This is a genomic window from Nocardioides sp. NPDC057772 (assembly GCF_042798075.1).
Classification (GTDB): domain Bacteria; phylum Actinomycetota; class Actinomycetes; order Propionibacteriales; family Nocardioidaceae; genus Nocardioides.
The window spans coordinates 1-14,418 of sequence record NZ_JBHVKN010000020.1 but is presented as its reverse complement, the minus strand read 5'-3'; the positions used below and the strand labels follow the sequence as shown (position 1 = coordinate 14,418).

The 14,418-nt window shown below is 67.5% G+C and carries 15 protein-coding genes and 2 tRNA genes; 6 read left to right on the top strand and 11 right to left on the bottom strand.

Annotated features, from left to right (window positions below; genetic code table 11):
* Nucleotides 1-26: 26 nt before the first annotated feature.
* Both ACFVJS_RS06110 and ACFVJS_RS06105 read right to left on the bottom strand, forming a co-directional pair.
* A complete protein-coding gene (locus ACFVJS_RS06110) occupies nt 27-1,064 on the bottom strand; it encodes a TauD/TfdA family dioxygenase (protein WP_378878017.1) in 1,038 nt (345 codons plus the stop codon).
* A 268-nt stretch (nt 1,065-1,332) separates the two neighbouring features.
* On the bottom strand, nt 1,333-1,752 hold the full coding sequence (locus tag ACFVJS_RS06105; protein WP_378878016.1) for a MarR family winged helix-turn-helix transcriptional regulator: 420 nt from the start codon (nt 1,750-1,752) through the stop codon (nt 1,333-1,335).
* Between the two features lie 170 nt (nt 1,753-1,922).
* Here ACFVJS_RS06105 and ACFVJS_RS06100 point away from each other — a divergent pair, with 170 nt between their 5' ends.
* The 5 genes from ACFVJS_RS06100 (at nt 1,923) to ACFVJS_RS06080 (ending at nt 4,379) form a co-directional block, all read left to right on the top strand.
* Nucleotides 1,923-2,321, top strand: a complete 399-nt coding sequence (locus tag ACFVJS_RS06100; protein WP_378878014.1) for a DUF1304 family protein — start codon at nt 1,923-1,925, stop codon at nt 2,319-2,321.
* Between the two features lie 36 nt (nt 2,322-2,357).
* On the top strand, nt 2,358-2,861 hold the full coding sequence (locus ACFVJS_RS06095; RefSeq protein ID WP_378878013.1) for a hypothetical protein: 504 nt from the start codon (nt 2,358-2,360) through the stop codon (nt 2,859-2,861).
* A gap of 47 nt (nt 2,862-2,908) precedes the next feature.
* On the top strand, nt 2,909-3,241 hold the full coding sequence (locus tag ACFVJS_RS06090) for an ArsR/SmtB family transcription factor (protein ID WP_378878012.1): 333 nt from the start codon (nt 2,909-2,911) through the stop codon (nt 3,239-3,241).
* A gap of 3 nt (nt 3,242-3,244) precedes the next feature.
* On the top strand, nt 3,245-3,841 hold the full coding sequence (locus tag ACFVJS_RS06085; RefSeq protein ID WP_378878010.1) for an SRPBCC domain-containing protein: 597 nt from the start codon (nt 3,245-3,247) through the stop codon (nt 3,839-3,841).
* A 262-nt stretch (nt 3,842-4,103) separates the two neighbouring features.
* Nucleotides 4,104-4,379, top strand: coding sequence for a hypothetical protein (locus ACFVJS_RS06080; protein ID WP_378878008.1), 276 nt, complete (start codon nt 4,104-4,106; stop codon nt 4,377-4,379).
* A 168-nt stretch (nt 4,380-4,547) separates the two neighbouring features.
* Here the strand turns inward: ACFVJS_RS06080 and ACFVJS_RS06075 are convergent.
* The 3 genes from ACFVJS_RS06075 to ACFVJS_RS06065 form a co-directional block, all read right to left on the bottom strand.
* Nucleotides 4,548-4,623: transfer RNA gene (locus ACFVJS_RS06075), tRNA-Ala, on the bottom strand.
* 17 nt (nt 4,624-4,640) lie between these two features.
* Complete coding sequence (locus ACFVJS_RS06070; RefSeq protein ID WP_241248699.1) at nt 4,641-4,760, bottom strand: DLW-39 family protein; 120 nt, start codon at nt 4,758-4,760, stop codon at nt 4,641-4,643.
* An 80-nt stretch (nt 4,761-4,840) separates the two neighbouring features.
* Nucleotides 4,841-5,788, bottom strand: a complete 948-nt coding sequence (locus tag ACFVJS_RS06065) for a hypothetical protein (RefSeq protein WP_378878007.1) — start codon at nt 5,786-5,788, stop codon at nt 4,841-4,843.
* A gap of 87 nt (nt 5,789-5,875) precedes the next feature.
* On the opposite strand from ACFVJS_RS06065, the gene ACFVJS_RS06060 reads away from it, so the two are divergent.
* Complete coding sequence (locus tag ACFVJS_RS06060) at nt 5,876-6,790, top strand: MBL fold metallo-hydrolase (RefSeq protein WP_378878005.1); 915 nt, start codon at nt 5,876-5,878, stop codon at nt 6,788-6,790.
* A gap of 39 nt (nt 6,791-6,829) precedes the next feature.
* Here the strand turns inward: ACFVJS_RS06060 and ACFVJS_RS06055 are convergent, their stop codons facing one another.
* The 6 genes from ACFVJS_RS06055 to ACFVJS_RS06030 all read right to left on the bottom strand — a co-directional run bounded on the left by ACFVJS_RS06055 (nt 6,830) and on the right by ACFVJS_RS06030 (nt 14,388).
* Nucleotides 6,830-7,537 carry a hypothetical protein gene (locus ACFVJS_RS06055; protein ID WP_378878004.1) on the bottom strand — a complete coding sequence of 236 codons (708 nt, stop codon included), beginning with the start codon at nt 7,535-7,537 and terminating at the stop codon, nt 6,830-6,832.
* Nucleotides 7,538-7,729: 192 nt separating this feature from the next.
* Nucleotides 7,730-7,803 (bottom strand) — tRNA-Ile (locus ACFVJS_RS06050).
* 241 nt (nt 7,804-8,044) lie between these two features.
* On the bottom strand, nt 8,045-8,623 hold the full coding sequence (locus tag ACFVJS_RS06045; RefSeq protein ID WP_378878002.1) for a DUF3566 domain-containing protein: 579 nt from the start codon (nt 8,621-8,623) through the stop codon (nt 8,045-8,047).
* Nucleotides 8,623-11,322, bottom strand: a complete 2,700-nt coding sequence (gene gyrA / locus ACFVJS_RS06040; protein ID WP_378878000.1) for a DNA gyrase subunit A — start codon at nt 11,320-11,322, stop codon at nt 8,623-8,625. Before gyrA ends, ACFVJS_RS06045 begins: the two co-directional genes overlap by 1 nt.
* A 49-nt stretch (nt 11,323-11,371) precedes the next feature.
* Nucleotides 11,372-13,435 carry a DNA topoisomerase (ATP-hydrolyzing) subunit B gene (gene gyrB, locus ACFVJS_RS06035; protein WP_378878050.1) on the bottom strand — a complete coding sequence of 688 codons (2,064 nt, stop codon included), beginning with the start codon at nt 13,433-13,435 and terminating at the stop codon, nt 11,372-11,374.
* Nucleotides 13,436-13,791: 356 nt separating this feature from the next.
* Complete coding sequence (locus ACFVJS_RS06030; RefSeq protein ID WP_378877999.1) at nt 13,792-14,388, bottom strand: DUF721 domain-containing protein; 597 nt, start codon at nt 14,386-14,388, stop codon at nt 13,792-13,794.
* Nucleotides 14,389-14,418 lie beyond the last annotated feature (30 nt).

The following is a 14,418-nucleotide window of genomic DNA, read 5'->3' as shown; positions in this document are numbered from 1 at the left end:
GCCTGCGGCCTCCTTGATCCCGAGCGTCAGCGACCAGCGCCTGTGAGCTCAAGGGATGCGGGGAGAGGCTCGAGCACCGGGTCGATGATCCGCGACGAGGCCTCCGACCGAGCGACCCGGCTGCGGCGCAGGTCCTTGACGGTCGTGAGGCGGCGGAGCCAACGGTCGGTGCCGTCGTAGCGAGCCTTGAACGGCTTGCGACCGTGCAGAGCACGGTGGTTGTCGACGATGAGGACCTCGCCCGGGGCGAGCGCGACGTCCTCGATGTTCGCGGAGAGCTCCATGATGAGCAGCTGGAGCGCCCGGTCGGCCTCGACATCACCCGGCAGCGCCTCCATGTAGGGCGGGTCGAGCCGGACGTCGGGAGCCTGCGGGGAGCCGGAGAGCACCGCAGTCGGCGCGGCGAGCAGCTCGCCCTCGTTGACGCCTGCCTCACGGAGGTTGCGCAGGTGCTCGTCGTCGGGGCGGATCACGTAGCGGGGCTCGAACAGCGGCGCGTACTCCGGGCCGGTGACGTCGATGGAGCTGATCCCCACCGCGGTCGTCGGGATCATGTCCTCGTTGCGCAGCGAGATCAGGCCGAGGTGGTCGCAGCGCAGGTTGCTGAAAGCGTCCTCGATGTGCAGGTCGAGCACGACGTCGCTGCTGTGGCCGGTCTGCAGGCTCTCCTGCTTCTGGATCGGCAGGATGTTGTTGACCAGCTGGCCACCCTGCAGCGAGGACCAGGAGACGGCGTCGCCGAGCTGGGCCATGATCAGCGCCAGCCAGAAGTCGGCGGCGTGCGGCGCCTGGGCGTCAGGGTGGTTCCAGTGCGGCGGAGTCGGGCCGGCCGTCACCGGGAGACCACTGATCACCAGAGCGTCGGTCGCATCGCCGTAGCGGAACGCGCGGATCGCCTGAGCGACGCTGTCCGGAAGCTCACCACCGAGGAACGGGGCGGTCTCGAGGAACTCCGAGGAGACCGGATCCCCGAATCGAGCGAGCAACGACTCCGCAAGCGTGGCTGCGGCCTGGGACTCGGCTGGGGTCATCTCGACCCGGGTGACGACGGACTCTGCGCCCACAACATTGACCTTTCGGACTTTGTGGTGGAGGGGTTTCGTCAGAAGCGTTTTCTGGCACCCGCACCAAAGGGTTTCCTAAGTTCGAGACCACTTTGTTCCGCCGTACGGAATTCAAACGAGTGATAGGTCCAAATGACGAGACGATAGGTATTAGGCCCCTTGCGCAAACGGCCTGGACCTGTTTAGGGAATGTATCTCCCGTGCGGTATCCCGACTACCAGAGATTTGCCCGCTCAGCCTGGCTTTTCGGAAATCGTACGCAGAACCCTCACCGGTACGGATCGACGAGCTCACGCAGCGATGTGAGCGCCTCCCGGAGTGCCGTCGCCTGCCGCGGGCCGAGGTGTTCGTTCCATTCTCGCTCGACGCTCATCACCACCTCGCGCGCGTAGTCAGCGGCAGCCTGACCGTCGGCGGTGAATCTGATCAGGCGCGCCCGCCCGTCGGTCGGGTCGGGGACCCGCTCGACCAGCCCCTCCCGCTCCAGCGCGGCGACGAGCAGGCTGGCCGTCTGCTTGGTGACCTGGGCCTGCTCGGCCAGGTCGACCAGCCGCGAGCCGTCCTCCGCGATCCTCTGGGCGATCCGCGCCTGAGCGACGGTGATGTTGTAGCCGGCGTCCCGCATCGCGGAGATGACCCGCTCGTCCATCGCCCGGTAGGCGATGAGCATGAGCGTTGCGATGTCCATGGACTCCCTTGACACTCGTCGGCACCCTGGCCAATATGGTCAGTAAGACTGACTATCATACCGCTTTCCGGTGTCCAGACGACCGTCTGTTCACGGGGCGCCGCCGGACGCGTGTTGCTTCCACGATCTCAACAGCCTCGCCCGACGAGGCCCGTCCCGAGCAGGTCACCATGAACGCAGTCGCGCAGCTCAGTGCCGGAATCGCCGCCCTGATCCTCATCGCCGTCTTCCCCCTCGAGGCCTTCTTCATCCACCGCCCGGAGGTCCAGCGATTCCTCGGGATCGAGCCGCACGGCATCCGCAACGTCCACCTGTGGTCGTTCTGCATCGGCGCCCGCAACGCCCTCGCCGGCGTCGGCACCCTCGTCGGGCTCTGGATGGTGAACTTCGGCGACCAGGCCACGGGGGTCGTCGTCGTGGTCGTGGCCTGCATCTACATGCTGCTCGCCTCGCTGTTCATGGGCATCGCCGACGCCCTCGGCTACTGGCTACCGCGCGGCGGCAGCATCAAGGGCACGATCGCCTCGTCCGTACTCCCCGCAGTCGCGCTGATCGCGATCGCCGTCTGATAGCGGGAACCACCCCGGAGCACTACGCTCCAAAGCATGGGCACCGCGATCATCTCGGGACTCTTCGCCGTGGTGCTCGCCTGCGTCGCCTGGGGTCTGCAGAACGGCAGCCGTCGGGCCCGCCTCCTCTCCCGGATCGAGCGCTACACCCAGATCCTCAAAGACATCCCGTACGGCCATCCGGCGCGGGTCCATCTGGAGGCTGTCCTGGCCGCCGAGGCCGAGAAGCTGAGCACCTTGACCGGTGCGACGCCGACGTTCGCTCCCGCGCCGCTTCCCGACGGACCTCTCGCGCCCGCTGACGGCGGCGGACCCGCGACCATGGACGACATCTTCGGGACGGGCGATCATCGACCGGTCACGCCCGGCACACCATCCCCGGTTCAGCCACCGATCCCCTCGTCACCCTGGCCCGCCCCGTCACGGGTTCGCTCGTCCGCGCCGCTCCGGGCGTACGCCTCCGTTGGCCTGGGGATCCTGGCCGGTGGGTTCGCGATCTTCGCCCTCTGGCTCGTCATCGACCAGCTCGTCGTGCGCTGAGATCACATGCCTTGACAGGAATATTCCTAGTGCGGCATGTTTTAGGCGTGCCCGCTCGAGACGTCTTCAGCGTGATCGCCGACCCGACACGTCGGCAGATCCTCGACCTGCTCTGCCAGCGCGAGATGGCGGTGGGCGAGCTGGTGGAGACCCTTGGGCTCGCCCAGCCGAACGTGTCCAAGCACCTGCGGACCCTGGGCGAGGCGGAGCTGGTCCACGTACGCATCGACGGGCCGCGCCGCCATTACCGGCTGCGCCCCGAGCGGCTCCGCGAGCTGGAGGAGTGGCTGGCGCCCTACCGCCGGATGTGGGCCGACCGTCTGGATGCGCTCGAGCGTCACCTGGACCAGCTCGACGACCCTGACCACGAGGAGGACTGAGAGATGACCGCGACGACCGGCCCCATGGGCGAGGTGCTCAGAGACGGTGAGCGCACGGGCCTTCGCTACGTACGCCTGCTCCGCCACCCGCCCGAGAAGGTGTGGCGGGCGCTGACCGAGCCGGACGGCCTGCGGCACTGGTTCCCGGCCGACATCGTCGGCGAGCGTGTCACCGGGGCACGGCTGAGCCTCCCGTTCTGGCCCGAGGGCCTGGAGCTGGCGAGCACCACAGAAGCGATCGAGGAGATGGGGGTCGACCCGGACAGTTACGTGTCCGAGGGCGAGCTGCGGGTGTGGGACCCGCCCCGGACCTTCGAGTTCACCTGGGGAATGGACGATCGTACGGACCTGACCGACCTGCTCCGCTTCGACCTCGAGCCCACCGACGAAGGCACCCGCCTCACCTTCACCACCTGGCTGGGCGGCCCCATCGGCAACACCGACACCGCCGTCGGCTGGCACGTCTGCCTCGACCAGCTCGCCGGCCTCCTCGATGCGCCGGAACCACCGACCGAGGAGTCCCCTGCCGTCGTCGTCCAGCGCGTCATGGCCCAGGCCGACGAGCTGCGCCCGGCGTACGCCGCCCTGATCTCGTCATGAACGAGCGAAACCGCAGGTCATCCTGCGTTCTCTCTGGTGGAGCTCTTCTTCATTTGCGCGGCACTTAGGGGGACCGGCGCCAGGCCGCACCGCCGCGAAGTCTGGGCGGCGATGAACTCTCGGAGGAGACGGTCTTCGTCGGGAATCGATGGGTCATCCCAGGCTTCCCATGCTTGCTGCGCAGTCACCGCCGCGGTTGCGTTCCTCCCCGCGCGAGACTCCTACCCGCTAGTTTCCCCGACAAAGCGAATGAGGATGACACATGAACATACTTGCGACGTTCATAGCGGGGGCGTTGCTCGGGCTCTTCTCCTACGCCTGGTGGCGGTGGAGCGTTCCACACAACAGGCAACTGATGGAGATGACGGAGCGTACGTTCTCGTTCGGCCGCCGCCAGCCTAAAGAAGTGAGTGCCGACGCTCCGCTCAGCGGCCTGGAATGGGTCAACAGAATCTTGTGGACGGCGATCACCGGGCTGACCGCGATCGCTTTGCTGATCAACGCTGTCGGACGTTTGTCTGTCTACGTACTGCGTTGATTTTGATGCATCGCACTCTCGGCACCGCGTAGAGGACTAAGCCCTCGCGGGCGCCGGCGAAGACACCGAGGATCAGGACGACGACGCGACGTCAGGAAGTTCGTCAGGATTCGGCCCTCTGGCCGCCGACTCTGGCTCACTCGCTTTCGCGTTTTGCCTGGTCAGAGTTGGTGGAGCGTAGGGGACTCGAACCCCTAACCCCCTGCTTGCAAAGCAGGTGCGCTACCAATTGCGCCAACGCCCCGGACGGGTGTCCGTCGGTCAGTTCACCTTGTCGGTCGCCGCGGCCCAGTGACCCTTCTCGGGGTTGGACTGGTCGAGCTTCTTCTTGGCGAGGACGATGCCGGCCGCGGCCAGCAGTACGAGGACGAGCTTCTTCATGTCTTCTCCTGCGGGTCGTGGTGGGCATCGCTGCCCGTTAGACCAGGAAAGCGTACCGGCCCGCCATGAGGCGTACGAAATCAACCGGCCTCGGGATCGGGCGCCAGGCCGAGGGAGTCGATGGGGGTGAGGGTCATGTGCGTGCTCGCCCACATCCGGCCGGTCAGGAGCCCGAACCCGTACGCCGAGGGCCGGCTGTAGGGGGAGGCGCCGGACTCGTAGGTCGTGATGAGCTCGCCCGAGACCTCGACGATCGCCTCGGCCATGTTGGGGAACCGGTACTTGCGCTGCACCGCGCCGACGCCGCCGTCGGCCCTCCGCTCGCAGATGAAGATCGTGCTGGGGCGGTGGCGGCCGAACGAGGAGGAGAAGACGTACTCCGCGTTGCGCACGACGACGCCCTGGACCTTCGGTGGGGTGGTGGTCGAGAGCGCCGGCTCGGAGAAGTCCCACTCACCGCCGGCACTCTTCTCGTAGGCGAACAGCGTCTGGTTGCCGAAGCCGCCCACGTAGAGCTGGTTGCCACGGATCCGGCAGTACGAACCCGCCGCCACCTTCACCGGCGCCTCGACCGGCTCGACCTCGGCCGCCTTCGCCGACTCCCGGATCGCCGACAGCGAGTAACGGTAGAGCCGGCCGGTGCCGCCGCCGGCGCCCTTGGAGACCCAGACGTCGTCGCCGTCGATCGCGACCCCGCCGGCGTGACCGGGACCGGCCTTGCCCTTGTGGCCGACCAGCAGCACCTCGGCGACGGACTTCCCACTCTTCAGATCGACCAGCACCATCGCCGAGCCCTTGTCGTGGGAGTAGTAGCTCTGGGCGAGCACGTTGTCCTCGGGGCCGTACCCCAGACCCTGCGGCGTCCAGTCATCCGTGCCACCGGTGGCCAGGGTGTTGGGGATGAGCGGGCCGACACGCCCACCGAGCCGCTGCCCCCATTTTTCGGTGCGCCGCATCCCTCCCCTGACCCATCGGCGGGTACGTCCCGGGATGGAGTCGAGGTCGAACGGAAGGTCGATCTTCGTCATGATGGTGATGTTCGCACGCGGTTCCTACCGTGGTCGGATGGCGCACGGACCCTGGGCCGATACGTTCCTGGTGTGACGAGCGATCCCATGGACTCTCCAGCCACGCCGACTCCTCGCGAGCTGGCCGGTGCCCTGGCCGGATTCGGCCGAGGTCTGCTTCGCCCGCGGCGCCCCGACGAGCGCCTCCTCGCCTCGATCACCGACGCCGGCCTGCCCCAGGGCGACCGCACGGTGACCGTACGCACCATGCCGCAGGTGGCGCGCACGCTGCCCGCCGGCGGCCTCATCGAAGGTGCAGGCCTCCTTCGACGCGTACGCAACGCGATGACCTGCTTCGTCATCACGCATCCCGAGGCGACCTTCGTCGTCGACCCGTCCTACTGCCGCGACGCCCCTGATCGCGCCCTGGGCGAGCTTCCCACCATGCTGCGCCGGCTCGTGACGCCGCCGTCGGACACCGTTCCCACCGTCGACTCGCTGCGGACCGCTGACATCCAGCCCGACTTCGCCCTTCCCACCCACGCTCACTGGGACCACGTCTGCGGCCTCCTGGACCTGCCCGGTCTGCCGGTACGCATGCGGACCACCGAGCGCGACTGGATCCTCGGCCCGGGCCGGCCCCCGGTCGGGGGAGTGCGCACGGCCCTGACCGATGGGCGGCCGGTGGAGACGTACGACCTCGACGGCCCGCCCGTCGCCACCTTCAGCGCCTCCCACGACCTGTTCGGCGACAGCTCCGTCCTGCTGGTCGAGCTCGCCGGCCACACCCCCGGCAGCGTCGGCGTCCTTGCCCGCACCTCATCGGGCTGGATCCTCATCGCCGGCGATGCCGCCTGGCACTACGACCAGGTCGACCTGATCAGGCAGAAGCCGGCCTTCCCCGGCGACCTCGTCGACGAGGACCGCGACGCCGCCTTCGCCACCCTTCACCGCCTGCACCTGGCGCGTCATCTGATGCGCGTCGTCCCGACCCACGACCACGACGCGTCCAGCCGCCTCTAGACACACGGAAGAGCGCTCCGCCCGCCGCAGTATCGAGGATCAGAACGTGCGCCGCAATGTGACCGTGGTGGTCTTGCCGCTTCGGATGTTCTTTGCGATCAGTACGGCCTTGGTGAACTTGTTGGTCCGCTGGAATCCGGTGAAGCGGTGCCGGAACTCGCCGATGTTCGTGTCAACGCCCACGTTGACGACCTTCGACTTCTCCTGGAAGCCGGCCGGAGTCCACAGGCGTACGGTGAGGCGGTACTTGCCGAGCCTGTTCGCCTCGCCCTCGACCCGGACAATGCCGGAGTCGCGGCGTACGGTGATCTGGGAGGTCGGGCCCATGCCGATGACTCGGTAGGGGTTCTGGTCGACACGTCCGACGCAGAAGACCGAGTAGTCGCCCGAGAAGTACATGCCCATGACCGGCTTCGGCCAGGCGAGGGTGGACTTCGTGGTGTCGCGTACGACGCCGTCGACCGGGTGGAGCATCGCTGGCTCAGTCGACGGATCGGACGGCTCGCTGTTGCCGACCATCGTGAATCCGGACCAGTTGGGCCTCTTCACGTCACGAATCACGGTCGTTCCGACGGTGCCGCCGGTGGGCGAGCGCCGGGCGCCGACGGTGATGACGCCGGCGCCGCCTTGGCAGGCGCTTGTGACATTGACAGATGGGGTGGTCGCAGCCTGCGCGGAACCACCAAAGGACAGAGACGCTGCGCCGAGCGCGAGGGCGGCGGCAGCAAGCGTGAACTTGCGGGGCATGGGGTCTTCTTTCGAAGTCGAGGCACGCTGCGACGTGCAGCACGCCTGAATTGAAACACCCCTGCAGGTATCCGTCAGTGGATTCGGCACAAAGAACCCCAACAGCGCTCGTAGCGCAGGTTTGACGAAGGCGAGGCCCCGAAAACGAAGTCGAGGCCCCCGACGGGAGCCTCTGACCTGGTGAAACTGCTGTGCGCTTAGGAGGACTTGAACCTCCGACCCCCACATTATCAGTGTGGTGCTCTAACCGTCTGAGCTATAAGCGCAGGTGCCAACCGGGGGTGGAAGCCCCACCAGCAGGCGAGAGGAAACACTACCCGGCCGCCGCCCGTGGAACCAAAACGGTGGCACCCTACCCAGCCTGGGGAGGTCAGTCCGAACCTGGTTCGGACCGCTCGTTGGACGATCTCGCGCAATTGGGATCGGTCACTGAACAGATGAACCTGGGGAGGGCCATCCGAACCATGTTCGGACAGCCCTCCCCAGGTTGAGAGAAGCGGGTGCGGCTCAGTTCTCGGTGAGCTCGACCTCGACGCCGCCGAGGAGCGCCGCGGCCATGTTGTAGAGGAACGCGGCGAGGGTGGCGACGGCGGTCATCAGGACGATGTTGACCACCGAGACGACCATGGTGAAGCCCATGACGCGGGCGAGGCCGATGTAGTCCTGCACGTTCCAGCCGGCGCTGGAGTCACCGACGACGTCCTGCACCGCCTGGTTGATCGCGTCCCAGACACCGGCGGCGCCGAGCACCGACCAGATGACGAAGACGGCGACGATCACCACGACGCTGAGCGCGATCGAGAGCAGGAAGGACATCTTCATGACCGACCACGGGTCGATCCGGCTCAGGCTCAGCCGCGCCCGGCGCGCCGACCCGCCGGCGGCGGCCCGCTCCGCGCCGGCCGGGCCGGAGGTGCGGGCGGTCGAGGCCACGGCGGAGGCGGCTGCCGAGGTCGTACGCTTGAACTCACTGGCGGCGTTGGCCACCGTGTCGGTGATCCGCTGGGTCACCGGCTGTGCTGCGGTCTCGTTCCGCTCGGTCATCGCGACTCCCCCAGTCGTGCTGTCGGCGGTGCGGTCCGTCATCAGGATTCATCTTCCGTAGTCGTCTCGGACGGCGTTCCGGGCTCACCGTCTCCACCGATTGTTACATCATCCGCAACCTCTGTCCCGGGGACGACGTCTTCGTCGACCTCGCGGGCCTCGACGGAACGGGCCACGACGGCAACCGAGTCACCCTTCTTGGGCGAGACGAACTTGACGCCCTGGGTGGAGCGACCGGTGGCTCGGAAGTCCGAGTTGATCGGGCTGCGTACGACCTGGCCGGACGCGGTGATCGAGAGGACCTCGTCGCCGTCGACCACGATGAACGCACCGACCAGACCGCCGCGGTCGGCGTTGGCCAGGGCCATCGTCTTGATGCCGAGGCCGCCGCGGGACTGGAGCCGGTATTCGGAGATCTTCGTACGCTTCGCGAAGCCGCCGTCGGTGATCGTGAAGACGAACTGCTCCTTGACCTCGTCGGGCGACTCCGCGCCGGAGACAGGAGCGGCGACGTCTGCGGTGTCCTCGTTGGCCTCGGAGAGCCCGGCCGCGATCTCGGCGGCGACATGCTCGGCGCGGATGACCGACATCGACAGCAGCGAGTCGTTCTCCCGGAACTTCATGCCGGTGACGCCCGAGGTCGCCCGGCCCATCGGCCGCAGCTGGTTGTCGTCGGCTCGGAACCGGATCGCCTGGCCCTTGCGGGAGACCAGCAGGATGTCGTCCTCGGAGTTGACCAGCTCGGCCCCGATCAGCTCGTCGTCGTCCTCGCGGAAGTTGATCGCGATGACGCCGGCCTGACGCGGCGAGTTGTAGTCGCCGAGGCGGGTCTTCTTGATCAGACCGGAGCGAGTCGCCAGCACGAGGTAGGGCGCCTGCTCGTAGTCGCGGATCGCGAGCACCTGGGCGATCGACTCGTCCGGCTGGAACGAGAGCAGCCCGGCGACGTGACCGCCCTTGGCGTCACGCGCTGCCTCGGGCAGGTTGTAGGCCTTGATCCGGTAGACCCGGCCGGCCGTGGTGAAGAAGAGCAGCCAGTGGTGGTTGGTGGTCGAGATGAAGTGCTCGACCACGTCGTCGCCGCGCAGGGTGGCGCCGCGTACGCCCTTTCCACCGCGCTTCTGGGTGCGGTACTCGTTGGCGAGGGTGCGCTTGGCGTAGCCGCCGCGGGTGATCGAGACGACCAGCTCCTCATCGGGGATGAGGTCCTCCATGGAGAGGTCGCCGTCGGCGGCGATGATCTGGGTGCGCCGGTCGTCGCCGTACTTCGCGACGATCTCGTCGAGCTCCTCACCGACGATCGCACGCTGGCGGGTGACGTTGGCGAGGATGTCCTCGAGGTCGGCGATGATCCGCTCGAGCTCGGCGAGCCGGTCGATGATCTTCTGCCGCTCCAGCGCGGCGAGGCGGCGCAGCTGCATGTCGAGGATCGCGTTGGCCTGGATCTCGTCGATCTCGAGGAGCTGGATCAGGCCCTGACGGGCATCGTCGACCTCGGGGGAGGAGCGGATCAGCGCGATGACCGCGTCGAGCTGGTCGAGCGCCTTGACGAGGCCGCGCCAGATGTGGGCGTCCTCCTCTGCCTTGCGCAGTCGGAAGGCCGTACGCCTCCGGATGACGTCGATCTGGTGCTCGACCCAGTTGGAGATGAACTGGTCGATGCTCAGGGTGCGGGGCACACCGTCGACCAGCGCCAGCATGTTGGCGGAGAAGTTGGTCTGCAGCTCGGTGTGCTTGAGCAGGTTGTTGAGTACGACCCGGGCGACCGCGTCGCGCTTGAGCACGACCACGAGCTGCTGCCCGGTGCGGGAGGAGGTGTTGTCCTTGACGTCCGCGATGCCCTGGACCTTGCCGGTGTCAGCCAGGTCGGCGATCTTCTGGGCGAGGTTGTCCGGGTTCACCATGTAGGGGAGCTCGGTGATGACCAGGGTGGTGCGGCCCTTGTTGTCCTCGTCGACGTCGATCACCGCACGCTGGGTGATCGAGCCGCGGCCGGTGCGGTAGGCCTGCTCGATGCCCTCGCGGCCGACGATCAGCGCGCCGTTGGGGAAGTCGGGGCCCTTGACCCGCTCGATCAGCGCGTCCTGGAGCTCCTCACGGGTGGCGTCGGGGTGCTCGAGCGCCCACTTCGCGCCGGCGGCGACCTCCCGCAGGTTGTGCGGCGGGATGTTGGTCGCCATGCCGACCGCGATGCCGGCGGAGCCGTTGACCAACAGGTTGGGGAACCGCGACGGCAGGATCGACGGCTCCTGGGAACGGCCGTCGTAGTTGGGCCCGAAGTCGACGGTGTCCTCGGTGATATCGCGGACCATCTCCAGGGCCAGCGGCGCCATCCGGCACTCGGTGTAACGCATGGCCGCGGCCGGGTCGTTACCGGGCGAGCCGAAGTTGCCCTGGCCGTGGATCAGCGGGTAGCGCAGCACCCACGGCTGCGCCAGGCGGACCAGGGTGTCGTAGATCGCCGAGTCGCCGTGGGGGTGGTAGTTACCCATCACCTCACCGACGACGCGGGCGCACTTGGAGAACCCGCGGTCGGGGCGGTAGCCACCGTCGTACATCGCGTAGAGCACCCGCCGGTGGACGGGCTTGAGGCCGTCGCGTACGTCGGGCAGCGCTCGGCCGACGATGACGGCCATCGCGTAGTCGATGTAGCTGGCCTGCATCGAGGACTGCAGCTCGACGGTCTCGATCCGGCCGCCGGCAGCGGTCTGCCCGGGGCCTTCCGGAGGAGTCTCGGTCACGATTTCACTTTCTGCGTGCGTCTATCGGTATCTACGGCCTCGGCGAGACTCAGATATCGAGGAATCGGACGTCCTTGGCGTTGCGCTGGATGAAGGAGCGCCGTTCGGCGACGTCCTCACCCATGAGGATGGAGAAGATCTCGTCGGCGTGGGCGGCGTCCTCGAGCGTGACCTGCAGCAGCAGTCGCTGCGAGGGGTCCATCGTGGTCTCCCACAGCTCGTCGGCGTTCATCTCGCCCAGACCCTTGTAGCGCTGGACCGGGTTCTCCTTGGGGAGCTTCTTGCCCTGCTCCAGACCGTCGCGCATGAGCGCGTCCCGCTCGGCATCGGAGTAGACGAACTCGTGCTCGGCGGGCTTGTTCCAGCGGAGGCGGTAGAGCGGCGGCTGGGCAAGGTAGACGTAGCCCTGCTCGATCAGCGGCTTCATGAACCGGAACAGCAGCGTCAGCAGCAGCGTGTTGATGTGGTGACCGTCGACGTCGGCGTCGGCCATCATCACGATCTTGTGGTAGCGCAGCCGGTTGATGTCGAAGTCGTCGTGCACGCCGGTGCCCAGCGCGGAGATGATCGACTGCACCTCCTGGTTGGCGAGCACCTTGTCGATGCGGGCCTTCTCGACGTTGAGGATCTTGCCTCGGATCGGGAGGATCGCCTGGATGCGTGGGTCGCGGCCGGACTTGGCCGAGCCACCCGCGGAGTCACCCTCGACGATGAAGATCTCGCACTCTTCGGGGTTGGTCGACTGGCAGTCGGCGAGCTTGCCGGGCAGACCGCCACCACCGCCGATGCCCTTGCGGTTGCGGGCGAGGTCGCGGGCCTTGCGGGCGGCGATCCGGGCCGAGGCCGCGGCCATCGACTTGCGGATGATCTCCTTGCCCTCGGCCGGGTTCTGCTCCAGCCAGGCACCGAGCTGGTCGTTGACCGCGCCCTGCACGAAGCCCTTGACCTCGGTGTTGCCGAGCTTGTCCTTGGTCTGGCCCTCGAACTGCGGCTCGCTGATCTTCACCGAGATGATCGCGGTGAGACCCTCCCGGATGTCGTCACCGGTGAGCCGGTCCTCCTTCTTCTTGATCAGACCCCACTCCTCGCCCCAACGGTTGATCAGGGTGGTGAGCGCGGCGCGGAACCCTTCCTCGTGGGTGCCGCCGCCGGGGGTGTTGACCGTGTTGGCGAAGGTGTGGACCGACTCGTTGTAGGACGAGGCCTGCCACTGCATCGCGATCTCGACGCTCATCGGGTTGGGCGCCTTGTCGTCGGTCTCGGCCTCGAAGGCGATGATGCTGGAGACCGGGGTCTTGCGCTTGTTGAGGTGGTCGACATAGTCGGCCAGGCCGCGCTCGTAGAAGAAGGACTGCTCCAGCACCCGCTCGCCGTTGCCGGAGCTGTGCAGCTCGTCGGCACCGTCGGTGTCCTGCTCGACCGTGCCGTCCTCGACGGCCTCGGCGATCGCGGAGGCCTGCGGACGCTCGTCGCGCAGCTCGATCCGCAGCCCCTTGTTGAGGAACGCGGTCTCGCGGAAGTGGCTCGAGATGGTCTCGAGGTTGTAGTCGGTCGACTCGAAGATCTCGGCGGAGGCGTTCCACGAGATCGTGGTGCCGGTGCGCTCACCCTCCTCGAGCTCGCGGACCTCGCGCAGGTCGTAGTCTGGTACGCCGCGGGTGAACTCCTGCTCCCACAGGCGTCCGCGGTTCTTGATCTCCATGTGGAGGTTGGTCGAGAGGGCGTTCACCACGGAGGAGCCGACGCCGTGCAGACCACCGGAGACCTTGTAGCCGCCACCGCCGAACTTGCCGCCGGCGTGCAGCACGGTCAGCGCCAGGGTCGCAGCGGGGATCTCCTGTCCGGGCGCGGTGTCGGTCGGGATGCCGCGGCCGTTGTCGGAGACGCTCACCCAGCCGTCCTCGCGCAGCGTCACCTTGATGGTGTCGCAGTAGCCGGCGAGCGCCTCGTCGACCGCGTTGTCCACGATCTCCCAGATGAGGTGGTGGAGACCCCGGGATCCCGTCGAGCCGATGTACATACCCGGTCGTTTGCGGACCGCTTCGAGTCCTTCGAGAACCTGGATGGCAGACGCGTCGTACTCGACTCCGTCTGCGGTCTGGTCGTCCGGCATGGGAGTCGTCTGGTCGGCAGCGGTCACCGGTGCGATCCACCTGTCATTTCGGTCCGGAATCGGACGTGGTGTCGGTCGGGCATGCAACGGGCCGACCTGCGCCGGGGAACTGAAACCTAGGACGATCGACCCAACCCCTATGTTACCCCGTAGAACCCCGGATTCCACGCACGCGGGCTTTCCTGAGGGGGAACTGTGACGGAAATGGGCGTCTGTGCGTCTCCTGACGGTGTCTCTGCGCCCTCAGCAGGGGCCTGGGTGAGTCCCTATACGTCCAAGAGCCCGTTGGAGCGGCAGATCGCGGCTCAGGAGATACGCCTCGAACACCTGTTCATGGCCTCGCTCAGGACGCCTTCTCAGCCGTAGGTGTCGCGTGGCCCGCGGCCGTCCCGGAGGCCGCGGGGGCCCTTCTTCCAGGAGGGAAGATGCGGCCCGAGGACCTCGATCACGAGGACGGTGCCGTGGCCGAGCTCCTCATTGAGCCGCTTCACCAAATTGGGCGCGAGCAGCTTGAGCTGGGTCGCCCAGGCGGTCGAGTCGGTACGTACTGACAGCTTGCCGTCGGCGTACGACTCCGGGGTGGTGTGGTCGGCGATCTCCTCGCCGACGATGTCGGGCCAGCGGGCCATCACACCGTGGACCCGCAGCGAGGTGTCCCAGCCATGGTCGTTGACCATCCGGCTGACCACGGAGTCGATGAGCTGCGGGTCGCGGTCGTCGGGGCGGGCTCCGGAGACCATGCCCCGTCGCGTGGCTCCGTCCGGCGTACGCCGCTTCTTCCGCATGCCTGCCTTGGGCGCGGGCATCTTGGCCGTGGCCCGGGTCAGGGAGCGGGCGAGATCGAGGCCGTCGGGGCGCTTCTCGGGTTCCTCTTCCTCACCGCCTGCGGCGGTGGTCTCGACAGGCTCGACCACCGGCTCGACCACAGGCTCGACCACCGGCTCGTCACTCACCGCGGGTCACCTCGCCGGCCTTGACGTGGT